Origin of the sequence: Yersinia thracica (assembly GCF_902170565.1) — a bacterium.
Classification (GTDB): domain Bacteria; phylum Pseudomonadota; class Gammaproteobacteria; order Enterobacterales; family Enterobacteriaceae; genus Yersinia; species Yersinia thracica.
On sequence record NZ_CABHXX010000095.1, the window covers coordinates 54,645 to 72,658 of the forward strand.

An 18,014-nucleotide genomic window follows, 5' to 3' on the forward strand; every position below is an offset into this window, starting at 1 on the left:
CTTTTTGGGATGATAATTATGACAAAGACCATGATGACTAAAACACGTATTTCTGGCTTGGTGCGCACAGCATTGTTGACCGCTTTGGCCTCCACTTTTACTTTATCGGCACAAGCAGCCGAAGCTCTGCGGGTCGCGGCTGATCCGGTACCACATGCAGAAATTCTGCAATTTGTGCAAAAGCTTGATCCATCGTTGAATCTAAAAATCATTGAGATCCCCAATGGCGTAAACTCCAATGAGCTGTTAGCCCACGGTGATGTTGATGCTAATTACTTCCAGCATGTTCCTTATCTGCGCTCTCAAGAGCAAGCTCTGGGGCAGAAGTTTGCTGTAGCCGCTACCGTGCATGTTGAGCCACTGGGCGTCTATTCTCATAAACATAAAACCTTTGCTGATGTGCCGGATAAAGGCACTGTCGCCGTGCCAAATAATGTAACTAATCTCAGCCGGGCGCTCTATTTATTGCAAGATCAGGGCTTGATCACCTTAAAACCGGGCTTTACTGACCCGGCGAAGCATCAGGCCACACCTAAGGATATCGCCAGCAATCCCAAACACCTGAAAATCCTGGAGATTGAATCACCGCAGATCCCTCGCTCACTGGATGATGTTGATTTAGCTGTGATTAATGGTAACTATGCACTGGAAGCTGGATTAAACCCGGCAAAAGATGCATTGGGACTGGAGAAAGCGGCCGGTAACCCTTATGCGAATATTCTGGTGACCACACCCACGCTGGAAAATGACCCACGCATCAAACAGTTAGCAAAGGATTTACAGTCACCGGAAGTGGCGAAGTTTATTACTGAGAAATATGCCGGTTCCGTTATTCCAGTGGCAGGCATTAAATCATGATTAGCATCGAACGCCTGAGTAAAACCTATGCACAAGGGGGGCTGCCGATGGTGGCTCTGGAGGAGGTATCGCTGGAGATCCCAACCGGCTCGGTGTTCGGTATTATTGGCCGCAGCGGGGCGGGTAAAAGTACCTTAATCCGCTGCTTAAATTTACTGGAACGGCCCACTTCGGGCCGTATTCAAGTGGATGGCCGCGAGTTAACCACTCTTTCTGATCGCGAATTACGTCTGCAACGGCAGAATATCGGCATGATTTTCCAGAATTTCCACTTACTTCATTCACGTAATGTATGGGACAACATTGCTGTTGGGCTGGAAATTAAGGGCATTCCGAAAGTTCAACGGCAAAAGCGTGTGGCAGAGTTACTGGATTTAGTCGGATTAACCGATAAAGCCCAGGCTTTTCCCTCGCAATTATCGGGCGGGCAAAAACAGCGGGTTGGGATCGCCCGAGCGCTGGCGGCCAAACCGGCCTATTTATTATCGGATGAAGCCACCAGTGCATTAGACCCAGAAACTACTGCCTCGATATTGGCGCTGCTCAGTGATATCAATCGCCAGTTGGGGTTAACCATCGTGTTGATTACCCATGAGTTAGATGTAGTGAAATCCATCTGCGATACCGCCGCCTTATTGGAACGTGGGCGGGTAGTTGAAACTGGCGCAATAGCGGATTTACTGTCTTCTCCTCACTCCCGTTTAGGGCGCGCGTTGCTGCCTGCGCGCGGCGCGGCATCATTATCCGGTACTCCGGTGGCGGAGTTGACATTCTTTGATACGGTATCGGCCTCGCCGGTACTCAGTGAATTATCACAGCTTCATGCGATCGGAGTCACCCTGCTGGGAGGTGGGGTTGAATCTATCGCGGGTCAACGAGTCGGGCGTTTACAAGTTGATTTCAGCCACCCAGACGGCGGGTTGAATTTAACGGAAGTCTTACAATTCTTGAATGAGCGTGGTGTGAGGGCTGAACTGATATGAGCAGCGGCATGAGTTGGCAGGATCTATTGGAGTTGGTGGTCAATGCGACCGGTGAAACCATTTATATGGTGGTGGTTGCCACCTTTTTTACGGTATTGATTGGTCTGCCATTGGGGGTCTTATTATTTGTTTCGCGCCCTAATGGAGTGCTACCGGCTCCCCGCGTGAATACATTGGTTGGTGCCATTGTGAATCTGGGGCGCTCAATGCCTTTTGTGGTCTTGCTGATTGCGCTCATTCCTATTACCCGTTGGATTATCGGCACCACATTGGGCAGCACCGCGGCCATTGTGCCCATCACTTTAGGGGCTATTCCATTTTTTGCTCGAGTGGTCGAAGCGGCGTTGGATGAAGTTGATAAAGGGCGGGTTGAGGCCATTTTATCTATGGGAGGGTCCGCGTGGCATGTGATTCAAAAAGTGTTATTGCCGGAAGCTTTACCCGCTTTATTAGCCGGGGTGACATTAACCGTGGTGATGCTGGTGGGGTTCTCATCCATGGCCGGTGTTATTGGCGGCGGCGGTTTGGGCGACTTGGCTATTCGTTATGGTTATCAGCGATTTAATAATGAAGTGATGGTCGCAACGTTAGTGATATTAGTTATTTTAGTGCAAGGCGTACAAAGTCTGGGTGATAGGTGGGTTAGGTCATTAGCTCATCGGCGCTAAATATCGGTCTTTTTCCGACGAACACCACATTCTTCTCTTCTCTTCTCTTCTCTTCTCTTTTCTTCTCTGTCTGTTCTTGACGTCCTCTTTTTAACCTATCAAAATGATAGGTAAAGAAGAGAGGGGTAATTGAATGGAATCTAATACACCTTCGCGCTATCAGGGAATTTCTATCACAGAATTCCCACTTAGCGCTATTTCAGCGCGTAAAATAGTGAAAGATTTGGCGATAAATCACACTGGCCTCATTCGTATGAGTACACATGCTAAACAAAGGATGTCTGAGCGGCGCGTAACACTGAGACAAATTTTACATGTGTTTGCCAGCAAGCACAGTCGGTTTACTGAGGTGCCGCACCAAACTGCGGCTGGCGATTGGAAGTTCAACCTGCAAGGTATTGCTGCCGGGGATGTGCTTGAAGTCGTTGCTGTACTGAAACGGCATGAGGATACACCGGCTGCGTATGTTATTACGGTGATGATTAAGTAAGGGAGAGAAATTCATGTATCACTACACGGAAAGTGGATTAACCACAGTGTGGCTGGCTAATGGTTATCACTATGACGTTATTGATGGTGAGCAGTTTACCAGTATTGATGATGTGGATGGTTTACATCAACTTATTGGCAGAATATTAGTCAATCGTTGTAATCCATTAGTCGCTGGTGAAATCCGATTTATACGGATTGAAATGAATATGTCTCAAAAAGCACTCGCGACACTACTTGGCGTGGATGTCCAAACAGTTGCTCGTTGGGAGAAAGGGCAAACCAGTTTGCCAAGAACCGCTGATGTCGCTTTGCGGGCGCTTTATGCGGAATCTATTGATGAAACCAGTGATGTGGGGCATTTCTTGCGCATATTGGTGGATTCTGAAGTACAACAATCGATGGAAAGATTAATTTTTGAAGAGCGCGGCCATGTGTGGCAACGGACGGCTTAGCGCGGGTACGGTTGACTTAGGGTAGGAATATCGCTATTCCTACCGTATTTGTCTTATTAAATCTTAGCCATTCAGGGCTTGTGCTAAGTCTGCAATCAAATCTTCGGTATCTTCAATCCCGACGGATAAACGCAAGAGTTGCGGAGTAATTCCGTGTTTTAAGCGGGTTTCCAGTGGGATTGATGCATGGGTCATGCTATAGGGTTGGCTGATTAAGCTTTCGACGCCGCCAAGACTTTCGGCCAGAGTAAACAAATGCGAGCGCTTAATGACGGCACGAGCAAACTCATCATCGCCTTTCAACCGCACCGAAATCATGCCACCAAAACCGGCCATCTGTTTGGCTGCCAGCGCGTGTTGCGGGTGACTTTTCAGCCCCGGATAATACACATTTTCCACCTGCGGCTGTTGCTCTAGCCATTCGGCGATGCGCTGGGCGCTCTCATTATGTCGCGCCATGCGCAAAGCCAAAGTCCGCAAACCGCGTAATGTCAGGAAGCTACTGAAGGGGTCTAAAATCCCGCCAACCGCATTGTGTAAAAAGCCCAATTGCTCTGCCAGTTCAGGATTATTTCCTACGGTGGCAACACCGGCAACCACATCGGAGTGACCATTAAGGTATTTGGTGGCTGAATGAACCACAATATCAAATCCTAAATCAAGCGGGCGCTGAATATAAGGAGAGGCAAAAGTATTATCGGCCACACTAATCAATTGATGCTTTTTAGCAATAGCGGCAATAGTAGCCAGATCCGCCAGTTTTAACAATGGGTTAGTTGGCGTCTCCACCCAGATCATTTTGGTATCCGGCAAAATGGCTTGTTCCAATGCGGCGGTGTCCGCAGGAGAGACATAAGTGACCCGCAAACCGGCGGTGCGGCTGCGCACTTTCTCCAGCAGGCGGTAGGTGCCGCCGTATAAATCATCCACGGCAATGATATGGCTGCCTTGATCCAGCAGTTCCAATACTGTCGAACAGGCGGCCAGGCCAGAGGCAAAGGCATAACCACGAATGCCGCCTTCCAATTCTGCAATCGCCTTTTCCAGCGCGGTACGAGTCGGGTTGCCACTGCGGGAATATTCATATCCAGTGTGCTCGCCGGGGGCGGGTTGTGCGAAAGTGGAGGTCGCGTAAATCGCGGGCATCACTGCACCGGTGCTATCTGGGGTATAACCGGCATGGACGGTTAGGGTATCGAACTTTGCCATGATAAAAATCCTTAATAAGAGAGAATTAAACCAGTTTTTGACGCCAGGTATTCAAAACATCAGTGCGAGTAATCAGGCCGAGGAATCGCTCGCCATCCAGGACTACCGCCACATGACCGTCATTAAAGGTTGCCAACAGAGACTGATAATCGGCCTCTTTTTGTAATGTGTTGACCTCACGAGTCATCGCGTTGCTGACTGGGTGTTTGAAATGGGAAGCATCGGCTTGTACCGCATTCAGTAAATCCCATTCGTCGATGAGCCCGACGACCTTTTCGCCATCTAATACCGGCAACTGGGAGATGTCATATAGGCGCATCCGCGCGTGAGCAACAGCCAGTGTGTCTTGCGGCGAGACCGAAATCGTCGCCCCATCCTCATGGCTATAAGTGATGTAATCGCGCAAATCACCCAACTGAGGTTTGCTCAGTAACCCCTGTTCCAACAGCCAGTAGTCATTGAACATTTTGGACAGGTATTTATTGCCACTGTCACACACAAAGGTGACTACCCGTTTTGGCGTGGTTTGCTCGCGGCAATAGCGCAATGCCGCCGCCAGCAAGGTGCCGGTTGAAGAGCCCGCCAATACCCCCTCTTCGCGTAACAGGGTGCGCGCGGTGCCAAAAGCTTCAGCATCATCAATGCGGTAGGATTTTTTCACTTGCGAGAAGTTACTCAGGGGCGGGATAAAGTCCTCGCCAATCCCCTCGACCAACCAGCTACCGGCATCGCCAATATGGTCGCTGTCGACAAAGTCCGCCAAAATGGAGCCGGCGGGGTCTGCCAGCACAAATTCAGTCGCGGGTGAAACCTCGGCGAAATAGTGGCTGAGGCCACTCAGGGTGCCGCTGGAGCCGACGCCCACCACAATGGCATCAATGTGTTCGCCCATTTGCTGCCACAGTTCCGGGCCTGTTGAGGTACGGTGCGCTGCGGGGTTGGCCGGATTATTGAACTGGTCAATATAGAAAGAACCCGGCGTCTCCTGCGCCAGGCGCAGAGCATAATCCTGATAGTAAGCCGGGTGCCCTTTGCCCACATCGGAGCGGGTCAGCAGCACTTGCGCACCTAATGCCCGCAGATGGAAAATTTTCTCTTGGCTCATTTTATCCGGCACCACCAATATCAGCTTGTAGCCTTTTAGCGCGGCGACCAATGCCAGCCCAAGGCCGGTATTCCCCGCCGTAGCTTCAATAATGGTGCCGCCCAGTTGTAGCAAGCCCTCTTTTTCTGCCTGTTCAATCATCGAGAGTGCGACCCGGTCTTTAATCGAACCACCAGGGTTTTGGTTTTCCAACTTCACAAATAATTGGCACGGGCCGGTATCAAAGCGGGTCAGTTCCAAAAGGGGGGTGTGGCCGATAAGAGAGAGCACCGAGCGTGGGATAGCCATTATTGACTCCAGTAAAAATTGAGTTAACAGAATGATTTTGGTTAACAACCTTGCAGGGATAATAGCGCTAGCGGCTTACGCACTAAAAAGAACAAATAACCCATCTATATTCCTTTTTGGAATATGTTTATGAGTTTTTTAGACGCTTGGGCGCTTAGATGCTTAGGTGTCGGGACGTTCAGACAGGAAGATGCTTAGCCGTATAGCCATCAATATTCAGTGAAAACAGCGTCTTTACAAAACAAAACGTAAAACTATGCCCAATTGATGCGGCAATGGGATAAATTTAGAAAAGGGACTGGAATATGGCTAAGCTATTATTTCGGTGTCAGTTAAAAAACGAGACTGTTTCGCTAATTGGACAGTGGTTTTTTCTGGGAATACCACTTATTTCCGATTACTTGCAAGGATACTCTGGCGACCTCATGATGAAATTTATCCTCCCGTTCAAGCTAAAAAAGCTGACTTTCAGTGCTGGCTTATTGCTCTTGGCACTGCCTTATGCGCATGCAGCTGACTCTCCGGTGCCGCCGGCAATAGATGCCAAAGCCTATGTATTGATGGATTACAATAGTGGAAAAGTGCTGGCTGAGGGTAACAGTGACCAGCGCCTTGACCCGGCCAGCCTGACAAAAATCATGTCCAGCTATGTGATTGGGCAGGCGATTAAAGCCGGTAAAGTGCATCCGGACGATTTAGTGACTGTCGGTAAAGATGCCTGGGCCACCGGTAACCCGGCATTACGCGGCTCTTCATTGATGTTTTTGAAACCGGGCGATCAAGTGAAATTGTCCGATTTGAATAAAGGCATTGTTATTCAGTCTGGTAATGATGCCAGCATTGCGCTGGCTGATTATATTGCCGGCAGTCAGGACAGTTTTGTTGGCTTGATGAATAAGTACGCCAAAGCGCTCGGCCTGAATAACACCAATTTTATGACAGTGCATGGTCTGGATGCTCCGGGGCAGTACAGTACCGCGCATGATATGGCGGTATTGGGGCAGGCGCTAATTCGTGATGTTCCGGATGAATATGCCCTACATAAAGAGAAAGAATTTACCTTTAATAAAATCCGCCAGATAAACCGTAATCGGCTGTTATGGAACACAAATATTAACGTCGATGGTATGAAAACCGGTTTTACCACCGGTGCCGGACATAATCTGGTGGCTTCAGCGACCGACGGGCCGATGCGGCTGATTTCTGTCGTGCTCGGCGCACCCAGTGACCGAGTGCGTTTCAGTGAAAGTGAGAAACTGCTGACTTGGGGCTTCCGTTTCTATGAAACCGTGGTGCCGATTAAAGCCACGAAGCCTTTTGTGACGCAGAAAGTCTGGTTTGGTGACACCGGGCAGGCTGAGTTGGGTGTGGCCGAGGATGCCGCCATCACCATCCCGAAAGGGCAGATGAAAAATCTGAAAGCCAGTTATAAGCTGAATGAAACCGAATTGCGCGCGCCATTGGCGAAGCATCAGGTGGTCGGGACTATTGATTTCCAACTGAATGGGCAAACTATTGATCAGCGCCCGCTGGTGGTATTAAACGAAGTCAAAGAGGGCGGGTTCTTCAGCCGCATCTGGGATTTTGTGATGATGAAAATTAGCCAGTTGTTTAGCTAGTTTTTAACGTTATTGATTAATAAGAGAAAGGGCGGCTAGTCAGCCGCTTTCAGACAACTGATAGAGTCAATTGAAAGGGAAACGTGCCGTTGGGGCCGTAACGGCATGAGCCGTCGGAGCGCCCCGAGGTGCGGTCAACCTTTCACTCACTAAGTTATAACTCGCTTTATCAATAAGTTAAGGGCGACTATCAAGCTGCCCTTAAGTTTCTATGCTAATAGCAATCAGTTACAGGTCACGATCAGTTACAGGCTACAACCTTGATGGCCAGACCGCCACGGGAGGTTTCGCGGTATTTTGAGTTCATATCTTTGCCGGTTTCATACATCGTTTCGATGACTTTATCCAGACAGACACTTGGCTCACTGGTGCGGCGTAATGCCATACGCGCCGAGTTGACGGCTTGCACGGCAGAAATTGCATTACGCTCAATGCACGGCACCTGAACTTGCCCGGCCACCGGGTCGCAAGTTAGCCCCAAGTTATGCTCCATAGCGATTTCAGCCGCGATACAGACTTGAGCCGGGCTACCGCCCATCAATTCAGCCAGACCCGCTGCGGCCATGGAACAGGCCACCCCGACTTCCCCTTGGCAACCCACTTCAGCGCCAGAAATGGATGCGTTCATTTTATACAACGCACCAATAACACCTGAAACCAGGAAATAGCGACTGTAGGAATTCTCATTCACTGGGCGAATGAATTTATCGTAGTAAGCCAATACCGCCGGGATGATCCCGCAAGCCCCGTTAGTCGGTGCTGTGACTACGCGCCCGCCAGCGGCGTTTTCTTCATTGACGGCCAAGGCATACATATTGATCCAATCGACAACCATCATCGGGTCGGCATTATGTTTGTCTGTGGTAACCAACATACGGCGCAACGCAGCGGCGCGGCGCGGGACTCTCATTGGGCCGGGTAATAGCCCCTCAGTATTAATACCGCGCTCGATACCGGCCTGCATGACATCCCAAATGGCGGCAAAGTGCGCGCTTATCTCGGCTTTACTGTGCAGCGCCAGCTCATTTTGCATCACTAAGCCAGATAAAGATAAACCGGTATCTTTACAGTGCTTTTGCAAATCACGGGCAGAATTGAATGGGTAGGGCACAGCAACCGCGTTACTGTCTTGCTGACCAAAATGAGCTTCATCGACAATAAACCCGCCGCCGATGGAGTAATAAGTTTTGCTGAAAAGACATTCATCGCCAACATGTGCGCTGATGGTCATGCCATTTTCATGCAGCGGTAAGTTGGTTTCATGGAAGTTCATCCCGCCGTTTGCCAGGAAATCAACTTCGTGGCTGCCATTGGCCAGCAACAGGCGCTCGCGTGCTGCGACATCACGGATAAACCCAGGAATAGCATCAATATCAACGGTATCGGGCAGATTCCCCGCCAGACCCATAATAATGGCGATATCCGTATGGTGACCTTTACCGGTCAGAGACAAAGAGCCGTAAACATCAACAGTGATTCGGGTGACGGCAGAAAGATGCCCCAGTGTGATTAAATCATCGGTAAACAGCTTGCCAGCCTTCATCGGGCCGACGGTATGAGAGCTGGAAGGACCAATACCAATCTTGAAAATGTCAAAAACGCTGACCATATATTAGCCTCTTAAAGGTTCTAATTATTTAATTGCTGACATTGCTGTGGAATAGAGCCGGCGCGGACGCACCGGCATTTGAAACGATTATCAGTGGACGATAATTCGCTGGCCGTGGAGGTTGGCCAGCGTCAGTATCATTTACCGAACAGGCTGAACAAGATTGCAGAGATAGCAATAAGGCCCATAATGACGACGAATACGTTACTGACTTTACCGCTGTATTTACGCATCGCTGGAACTTTATGGATGGCGTACATTGGCATCAGGAACAACAGCATCGCGATGATTGGGCCGCCCAGGGTTTCAATCATGCCCAAAATGCTTGGGTTCATGGTTGCTACGATCCAGGTGGTGACCAGCATGAATATTGCAGTAATGCGGTTCAGTTTGTCATGATTGATCTCTTTGCCTTTGCCGCGCAGAGATTTGATCATCATGCCATTGAAGCCTTCACGTGCACCCAGGTAATGGCCCAGGAATGATTTGGTGATGGCGATAAAGGCAATGACCGGTGCCATGTAAGCAATCATTGGAGTATCAAAGTGGTTAGCCAGATAAGACAGAATAGAGATATTCTGGCTTTTCGCTTCTGCTAAGTCCGCTGGAGACAAGCTCAGGACACAGCTGAATACGAAGAACATTACGGTAACAACCATCATGATGTGAGCAAAAGCTAAAATGCGGGAGCATTTTTTCTCAGCATCAACACCATATTCTTCACGTTTTGCTACAGCAAAGGCGGAGATAATTGGGGAGTGGTTGAATGAGAACACCATTACCGGAATGACCAGCCACAGTGTCATCCACAGGCCGCTACCGGTGCCGTTACCATCGATTGATACATGCTCAAAAATGGCACTTGACCAGTTAGGGATCAGGTAAACAGCCAGCAGCATCAATACCGCAACAAATGGGAAGACCAGAATACTCATTGCTTTCACAATGGCGTGCTCACCAAAACGCACGATAGTCATCAGGCCGATGATAAGGATCAGCGACAGAATGGCACGTGGCGGTGATGGCAGATGCATCTGGTGGGTAATAAAGCTATCAACGGTGTTGGTAATCGCCACACTGTAGACTAACAAAATTGGGTAGATAGCGAAGAAGTAAAGCAGAGTAATCAGCTTACCCGCGCCTTGGCCAAAGTGCTCTTCAACCACTTCAGTGATGTCTTCACCAGGATTTTTACCTGACAGCACGAAACGGCACAGGCCGCGGTGCGCATAAAATGTCATCGGGAAAGCAATGATCGCCATAACAATTAGCGGTAGCAGACCGCCGATACCGGCATTGATTGGCAGGAACAAAACGCCCGCACCGATAGCTGTACCGTACAGACCCAGCATCCACATGGTGTCACTTTTACGCCATGTGCTTGATGAAGTTTTTCCCGTGGAGGCAATGGTGCCCGCTTGAGTAGTGTCCATGAAAAATCTCCAATGTGAACACGTTAATTTAAAATTAAGAGCCGAAAGTTAAGTTCCTGTAATGCCTTATTTAGCGACACTATCAGGCGAAAAATTCAGTCAAAACGATTTGTTTAAAATGGGTGCCCTGGTTTATTACTTGGTGTCGTAGTTGTGATTTAAGCCTAAATGTTAAAGTGTAAAATTTAACCGATTTTAAGTGAGTGAATTCGCTTCATCGGCTATTTTTGTTGTTCTGAGAGGAACAGTAGTTTTTGCTGGCGGCAAGATAGCTATTTGTAGTGAAAACTACCGTGATCATGCTCGCAAATGCTCAATAAACTCGCCTCCTGTGATTTGTTGCGAATTTACAACTGATTGTTAAGTGAATGTTTACAACTTATCAATAAGAGTAATTAAAACGCGCTTTTTCTTATTGAACAATAAACAAGCAACTATTTTCTTATCCTCTCTTTCTTGGTGGGCAATATATTTTAACCACGCTTGCGAATCTAGTGAAAATCAAGCTTTTCACTGATTTATTGATGAATGTCATTAATGTACAATAATCGATTTAAATCAACTTATTGATATTTATGTATTTTTAATTTTATTTTGGTGCGGACTGGCAACTGAAGTTGATGGTGATATAAGCAAGGAAATAAGTAAATAACAATATATCTCATTGTTCGGTAGAATAAATCAGAGGGTGCCTGTTGGCATTTTATGGTTTATTTGTCATATGAAAAATGACAGCGGGTAATTTGTCTGACAATAAGATAACGCTATTCTTTTACTTGATCGTATTAAAACAACGTCAAATGTTAAATTAATTTACCTTAAACTAAAATATTAGCGGATATTAATTCTACAATGGAATTGCGTTTTGAAAATATTATAAGTAAAAATACCTTATAGCCATAATGAAAACATGGTTATTCTGCTTAAATATAATTCAGTTTTTAGCTGAGAAATGTATGGGTAGGGCTGCCCACCCGGTATTTAAGCGGTTAAGATTTTTGCTGCAATATCAAGCCTAACAGTAGGTTTTGATATTATGCTGTAAAAAAAACTGACTAAATTCACTATTAGGTTGGCGGTTAGTCACGACAGAATCAAACAGTGTTAATGCGCCGATACTGGCGGGTTTTATTTTGCCAAACTTACTGTGGTCAGCCACCAGGATTTTATGCTGAGATTTGGCAATGGCGCGGTGCTTCACCAGGATCTCGTCGAAGTTGAAACAGGTAGCGCCATACTCAATGGAAACGCCAGCCGCAGAGATAAACGCTTTGTTTGGGCAAGCATTATCCAGCTCATTATGCTGGCTGATAGGTGTAAAAATGTAGTTATTAGGTTTGAATTCACCACCACATAAAATCACTTTGCAATTAGGTTTATCTTGTAGGGACAGGAAAGTATTGAGGGAATAACAGATGGCGGTAAAATGCAGTTCTTCATCTATTTCGTCGATTATCGAAGGAATTGTGGTGCCACAGTCAAAAAAAACGGTGTCATTTTCCACGATAAGAGGTGCCGCCAACTGGCCGATTCGACGTTTTTCTTCGACTTGTTTGGCTTGCTGGTCAGAGACAAAATAGTTATTGGCATTGTTGCTCTTAGGGTCCATCACCACATAACCACCGAGTAAAATGACGGAGGTGGGCTCAGCACTCAGATCTCGCCGAATCGTCATTTCTGAAACATGCAGCAGATTGGCGGCGTCTTTCAGATGGATTTTGTCGGAACGCTTAAGGGCCTGACTAAGTTTATTGATGCGTTCTGCACGGCGAGTTTCCATAAGCTTTCCCTGACGAGTTATTTTCAAGACCATTAAATGTAAAGCAAAGAGTGCCAGACAGTGCATGACAAATACAGTACATAGCCAATAAATAAGCCCGGCAATAATGTGTCACTCAATACCGGGCTTGATGTCCATCATCCTCCAAGTTGCCCGCTTATTACTGCCGCGTTCCAGCACCTTGAAATCTATTAGAGATATAATGAGTTAGTAGCTTGATACCGATGCTTGCTGGCCTGAGACGATTGCCACACCAGAGCTGGTGCCAATTCGTGTCGCTCCCGCTTTAATCATGGTTTCTGCTGTAGCGCGATCGCGCACCGCGCCGGAGGCTTTAACACCCATTACTGGGCCTACTGTGGCGCGCATCAATTTGACATGATCTTCTTTAGCGCCGCCGGTGCTGAAACCCGTTGAGGTTTTAACAAAGGCGACATCAAGCTCACGGCACATTTCACAAACTTGTACGATTTGTGCATCACTGAGCAGGCAAGTTTCTAATATTACTTTCAACGGTGTGGAGGCGCAATTATCTCGCACCGCCTTGATGTCGGCTTTAACTTCGGCAATTTTGCCACTTTTCAACCAGCCAACATTGATAACCATATCAATTTCTTGTGCGCCAGCTTTGATGGCCGCCTGAGCTTCAAAAGCTTTTGCTTCGGTCAGGCCAGCACCCAGTGGGAACCCAATGACTGAGCACACTTTAACCGCGGTGCCCGCTAACTGCTGAGCCACGACTGGAACATACCCAGAGTTAACACATACTGCATAAAAATGGTGCTGTTTAGCTTCTTCACACAGTTTAATAATTTGCTCTTCGGTGGCATCCATTGCCAATAGGGTATGGTCAATATAATTAGCGTAATTGATCGTCATGATTATTATCCTTTATTCATCTGTAAGTTAGCTCCGCTGTTATAATAGTAACATTTATAGTAAAAAACAAAGCTATTTTCACATAATTAGCTGTTTTTGATTTTGTTTTGTTATTTAAATTACATTTATGAACAGTTAACTAGCGTGTGAATTTATTGGGAATGGATGTAATTGATTGTTTTTAATCAGAATGCTGGGCGGGCATTGCCAGCATTTAAGCTGCTGGCAATGTGAGATTAATAACGCGAAGGTATTAGCTTCTGACCCATCCCCTGCGGATAGGTAAGGCAAAAATCACATAATAAATGCGCTTCAACCCATCTGAAATAGCCTCGCTGAACAAGTTCCACACCAACTGTGCGAACAGGCAGCCGACAATCCCCAGTAAAAATCCCCCCACCATATCTAATGGCCAATGCACACCCAAATAAATACGTGACCCTGCAATCGCGACGGCGATAATCATCATGCTGATAGCGGACCACAATTCGTGCCAGAACACAAAGGCGAGAGCAAAAGTGAAAATAGCGGTGCCGTGGTCACTGGGGAAAGAACTGTCAGGTGCATGGCTCATAAAGTTATAGCCAAAACCGACGACAAAAGGCCGGTCATGAGGAATCAGCATCCCGATGCAAGCGGCTGAAAGCATAGAAAAAGCCAGTGCGATGGCGGTTTTTGTCACTAAGGCTCGCTGCGAATCCATGCTGTTTTTCGGCCCCCATAACCACAGCCCCACCAATGACACGGGGATAATCATAATCAAATCGCGTGCGATAAAAGTCGCAAAAGAAATCATCCATGGGGGTGATGCTGGAGTCGCATTTATCATGGAAAAGAAAAAGTAATTCATTTGTTCAATCATTCTATACCCTTAGCATGGTTGTAATAACCGCTTATCATCCAATACACAGCCAACTGACTAAGCCAAACCCACCAACCTGCCCACAGGTTATGGCTAAGAAAATGCGCTCCGCGCATGATTTGCCCAAAACCCATTAACATGCCAAGACTCACACCGGCGAACCAACACAATAAAGCCCACCGTGGACGCTCGGGGTAAAACAAGAAAAACAATGCCATTACTGCAAAACCACTGGATGCATGGCCGCCAGGGAAACAGTGACCAGGGCCAGCACCGACCGGCGCAGTCCCCATCAGCAGATAGCTGAGGGATTTACCGCCATACTCCACAAGATCCCAAGGGCAGGAGTGCGCGCTGGTGGCTTTTAGAATCCCTATCACCAGCGGGCCGACGCCAAATAACAACATCGCGGCCACTAAGCGCCCATTTCGGCGATAAATGCCCCATAACAATGTGATGATGGCGGCACTGATAATGGTGATTTTCAATAACCGATGATTCAGTAAATCCAGCCAATAATTATTTTCCCATGGAAAATGTTGTGAAGCGGGATCAAACCAATAATGACTGATAAGCCAATCCAACTGTTCGTTGCGGGATAACCCAAGAAGCAGTAATCCACTGATCAACAATGCAAAAGCCTGCCAAAAATAAAAGGATAATGGCAGCGAGTAAAGGGAGTTTGTCCTAATTGTCAGTGCTGTTGAGGTATTATTTAATGTCGGTGTAATGGCGTCAGACTGAGAGGCGTTGGTCTTCACAAAATAACCCGGAGCAGAAGTAGTGATGGTCGTACTGTAATAATTTCGTCTTAAGAAAGCCTTAAGGGGGATGAATATGAGGGGACTCAAATTTCAGATAAGAAAAAACCCGATTAGTCTTGAACCTAAGAAGGCGGGACTATCGGGCTCCTCAATATGGGGACATCAAAGAAAAGCAGTGGCATTAAATCAGACCCCAGTCTGGTAAGAAAGTTCTAGGGAAATGAAAAAAGGTTAAAATAATGTTTAGCTTTATCTCGAATGCCTATTTTAGTGCGCTAACCTAATATTCCCGGCCAGACAATGACGATTAATGAGCCCGCCAATGTCAGTAACACGTTGGCAATGGCATAAGTACCGGCGTAGCCCAACGCAGGGATGTTACTGCGGGCCGTATCACTGATGATATCCATGGCCGGTGCACAGGTACGCGCGCCCATAATCGCGCCGAAAAGCAGAGCGCGGTTCATGCGTAATACATAAGCGCCAAAGATAAAACAGATAACCACGGGGACCAAACTCACGATCAAACCGGAAATCAGCATTTGTCCGCCCACGGCACCCAGGCTGCTATTAATACCGCCGCCCGCGCTTAACCCGACGCCCGCCATAAAGACCATCAAGCCGAACTCTTTCACCATATTTAGCGCCCCTTGCGGGATATAGCCGAAAGTCGGGTGGTTGGCACGTAAGAAGCCCAGCATGATGCCCGCCATCAACAGACCGGCGGCATTACCAATACCAAAGCTAAAATTACTGAATTGGAAGGTAATCAGGCCAATCATTAATCCCAAAATAAAGAAAGCGCAGAATGCCAGCAGGTCGGTGACCTGGCTGTGAATGGAGATAAAGCCAATTTTTTCTGCCACGCTTTTGACGCGCCGAGCATCGCCGCTGACTTGCAAGACATCGCCTTTATTCAATACCACATTGTCATCAATCGGCATTTCAATTTGGCTGCGGATCACGCGGTTCAGGAAACAGCCGTGATCAGTCAATTTTAAATGGCTGAGGCGCTTACCCACGGCATTGCTGTTTTTGACCACAATCTCTTCGGTAACAATGCGCATGTCCAGCAAGTCACGGTCGAACACTTCTTTCCCATTACGAAAACTGGGGTCAAGGCGGGAATGGGCATCCGGATAGCCGACCAGCGAGATCTCATCGCCAACTTGCAGTACCGCGTCACCATCTGGGTTCGCCAAGATGCCATTGCGGCGAATTCGCTCAATATAGCAGCCAGTTTGGCGATAAATCCCTAATTCGCGGAGATTTTTACCATCGGCCCACGCCACTAATTCCGGGCCAACGCGATAGGCACGAATGACCGGCAAATAGACTTTGCGCTGGCTGTCGGTATCAAGGCCGCGCTCACGAGCAATTTGCTGAGCACTGGTCGGCAAGTCTTGATGTTGTAGTTTGGGTAAATATCGCGCGCCTAAAATCAGACTGACCAGCCCAATAAGATAGGTCAGGGCGTAACCCAGACTCAGATTATCTTGGGCGTGTTGCAGCGCCGGATTATTGGCGATGGTGTGGCGCAAAGTATCGCCAGCCCCCACCAACACCGGGGTGGAGGTCATTGACCCAGCCAGCATCCCGGCCGTCAGACCAATGTCCCAGCCAAAGAGTTTACCCAGCCCGAGCGCCAGAATCATCGCACTGCCCACCATGACCAAAGCCAGCATCAGGTAGTTTTTGCCGTCGCGGAAGAAAATAGAGAAGAAGTTTGGGCCGGCTTCAACACCGACACAAAAAATAAACAGCATAAAGCCCAGATTCAGTGCTTCAGTATTGATGGTAAAATGCTGCTGCCCAAGCAACAGTGATACCACCAACACACCAATAGCGTTACCTAATTGAATAGGCCCTAATCGCAGTTTACCTAGGCATAATCCCAGCGCTAAAACCACGAATAACAGCAAGATGTAGTTGCCGTTTAACAAATTTGCGACATTTATATTCACGAGTATGACTTTCTATTCAGCCAGGATAATCCACGATGCATATCCGTCATACTTCAAGCCGCATGTGCGTTGGCTACGTTCAATCACCCGAATCACTTACTCATGTAAGCTCATCGGGACTCTTTCACTTGCCGCCTTCCTGCAACTCGAATTATTTTGGGTATATACACCCTTAATGTTAAATCAGAGCGACACATATCTTTTAATTTAAAAACCGTTTAATTCTAAAAAATACCGTCCGACAGGATATAAATGTCGGCAATAGCGTGGTTATTCTAATCGGTCTGCTGCGAGACAGCCAGTAGTAAGCGGGAAGTTTGGTATAGCTAGCGGGATATACTTGATTTCTTGATAAAATCGGGGTTATCTGCTGCGAATAAGCAACATAAAGTGATTTTTGGAGACCGCGGTGACTGCGTTGACAGCAATAACAGACAACAAAAAAGGGTGGCAAGCACCCTTTCAGACTGCTGACAAACCCCGACGACTCGATCTATGGTGGTGAGGACGGGCAGAAGAGTAAAGCGTCCGCGCCAGGGATGGCGCGGCTCGAGCCTACAAGGATGTATTGACGGCGTCTTTACGATCTGCCTGTTTTCACCGCTGCGGGCACTTTGTCAATAACCTCAAAGGGTGGCAAGCACCCTTTTTCGCATAAAACTCATCATTATTGGCACTGCGGCTATTGACTGACGGCACACCAATAGATCAGTTTGTCCGCCGATTACTTGAACAGGCTCAGATTTTCTTTAGCATAGGCTTCGAAATCTGTGCAACCGCCAATGTGCTTCTCATCGATAAAGATTTGTGGCACGGTTTCTACCGGTTTGCCGACAGTTTTTTCCAGATCAGCTTTGGTGATCCCTTCCGCGTGAATATCGATGTAACGGAATTTAAAATCGTCGCGTTCAGTTTCCAGTTTTTCCGCCAATTCTTTGGCACGAACACAGTAAGGACATCCAGGACGCCCGAAAATCACAGCAAACATGTAAAACTCCTTGATTAAATTGAGGTAATCACTTCGTCAACAGTTACTGATATATTCAACT

16 protein-coding genes are annotated in these 18,014 nt (G+C 47.5%); 6 read left to right on the forward strand and 10 right to left on the reverse strand.

Going from position 1 to position 18,014, the window contains the following annotated elements:
- The first annotated feature begins 33 nt into the window (after positions 1–33).
- The 5 genes from FTA91_RS13230 to FTA91_RS13250 all read left to right on the forward strand — a co-directional run bounded on the left by FTA91_RS13230 (position 34) and on the right by FTA91_RS13250 (position 3,453).
- Positions 34–858 carry a MetQ/NlpA family ABC transporter substrate-binding protein gene (locus tag FTA91_RS13230; protein ID WP_050113159.1) on the forward strand — a complete coding sequence of 275 codons (825 nt, stop codon included), beginning with the start codon at positions 34–36 and terminating at the stop codon, positions 856–858.
- Positions 855–1,841 carry a methionine ABC transporter ATP-binding protein gene (locus FTA91_RS13235; RefSeq protein WP_145536159.1) on the forward strand — a complete coding sequence of 329 codons (987 nt, stop codon included), beginning with the start codon at positions 855–857 and terminating at the stop codon, positions 1,839–1,841. Before FTA91_RS13230 ends, FTA91_RS13235 begins: the two co-directional genes overlap by 4 nt.
- Complete coding sequence (locus FTA91_RS13240; RefSeq protein ID WP_050113061.1) at positions 1,838–2,509, forward strand: methionine ABC transporter permease; 672 nt, start codon at positions 1,838–1,840, stop codon at positions 2,507–2,509. The genes FTA91_RS13235 and FTA91_RS13240 overlap by 4 nt, the downstream gene beginning before the upstream one ends.
- Positions 2,510–2,642: 133 nt before the next feature.
- Positions 2,643–2,999 (forward strand): DUF4258 domain-containing protein, encoded by a 357-nt coding sequence (locus FTA91_RS13245; RefSeq protein WP_050113062.1) that lies wholly within the window; start codon positions 2,643–2,645, stop codon positions 2,997–2,999.
- A 13-nt stretch (positions 3,000–3,012) separates the two neighbouring features.
- Positions 3,013–3,453: a helix-turn-helix domain-containing protein gene (locus FTA91_RS13250; RefSeq protein ID WP_050113063.1), complete on the forward strand. Its 441-nt coding sequence runs from the start codon at positions 3,013–3,015 to the stop codon at positions 3,451–3,453.
- A 63-nt stretch (positions 3,454–3,516) separates the two neighbouring features.
- Here the strand turns inward: FTA91_RS13250 and FTA91_RS13255 are convergent, their stop codons facing one another.
- Positions 3,517–4,662 carry a trans-sulfuration enzyme family protein gene (locus tag FTA91_RS13255; RefSeq protein WP_145536160.1) on the reverse strand — a complete coding sequence of 382 codons (1,146 nt, stop codon included), beginning with the start codon at positions 4,660–4,662 and terminating at the stop codon, positions 3,517–3,519.
- Between the two features lie 25 nt (positions 4,663–4,687).
- Complete coding sequence (locus tag FTA91_RS13260) at positions 4,688–6,055, reverse strand: pyridoxal-phosphate dependent enzyme (protein WP_145536161.1); 1,368 nt, start codon at positions 6,053–6,055, stop codon at positions 4,688–4,690.
- 425 nt (positions 6,056–6,480) lie between these two features.
- Between FTA91_RS13260 and FTA91_RS13265 the strand changes: the two genes are divergently transcribed.
- A complete protein-coding gene (locus tag FTA91_RS13265; RefSeq protein WP_050113066.1) occupies positions 6,481–7,674 on the forward strand; it encodes a serine hydrolase in 1,194 nt (397 codons plus the stop codon).
- 241 nt (positions 7,675–7,915) lie between these two features.
- Here the strand turns inward: FTA91_RS13265 and FTA91_RS13270 are convergent, their stop codons facing one another.
- The 8 genes from FTA91_RS13270 to FTA91_RS13305 form a co-directional block, all read right to left on the reverse strand.
- A complete protein-coding gene (locus tag FTA91_RS13270) occupies positions 7,916–9,283 on the reverse strand; it encodes an L-serine ammonia-lyase (protein ID WP_050113067.1) in 1,368 nt (455 codons plus the stop codon).
- A 137-nt stretch (positions 9,284–9,420) separates the two neighbouring features.
- A complete protein-coding gene (locus tag FTA91_RS13275; RefSeq protein WP_050113068.1) occupies positions 9,421–10,716 on the reverse strand; it encodes an HAAAP family serine/threonine permease in 1,296 nt (431 codons plus the stop codon).
- Between the two features lie 1,015 nt (positions 10,717–11,731).
- Positions 11,732–12,496, reverse strand: coding sequence for a DNA-binding transcriptional repressor DeoR (gene deoR / locus FTA91_RS13280; protein ID WP_050113069.1), 765 nt, complete (start codon positions 12,494–12,496; stop codon positions 11,732–11,734).
- Between the two features lie 207 nt (positions 12,497–12,703).
- The gene (gene deoC / locus FTA91_RS13285; protein WP_050113070.1) at positions 12,704–13,375 is read right to left on the reverse strand and encodes a deoxyribose-phosphate aldolase; all 672 of its coding nucleotides are present in this window, start codon (positions 13,373–13,375) and stop codon (positions 12,704–12,706) included.
- A gap of 253 nt (positions 13,376–13,628) precedes the next feature.
- Positions 13,629–14,234, reverse strand: a complete 606-nt coding sequence (gene ybjG / locus FTA91_RS13290) for an undecaprenyl-diphosphate phosphatase (protein WP_186366637.1) — start codon at positions 14,232–14,234, stop codon at positions 13,629–13,631.
- Entirely contained in the window at positions 14,234–14,905 is a 672-nt protein-coding gene (locus FTA91_RS13295) for a phosphatase PAP2 family protein (RefSeq protein ID WP_050113160.1), read from the reverse strand. Before FTA91_RS13295 ends, ybjG begins: the two co-directional genes overlap by 1 nt.
- Positions 14,906–15,276: 371 nt before the next feature.
- Complete coding sequence (locus tag FTA91_RS13300) at positions 15,277–16,965, reverse strand: aspartate:alanine antiporter (protein WP_050077825.1); 1,689 nt, start codon at positions 16,963–16,965, stop codon at positions 15,277–15,279.
- 724 nt (positions 16,966–17,689) lie between these two features.
- Positions 17,690–17,953 (reverse strand): GrxA family glutaredoxin, encoded by a 264-nt coding sequence (locus tag FTA91_RS13305; RefSeq protein WP_004389584.1) that lies wholly within the window; start codon positions 17,951–17,953, stop codon positions 17,690–17,692.
- Positions 17,954–18,014: the final 61 nt, after the last annotated feature.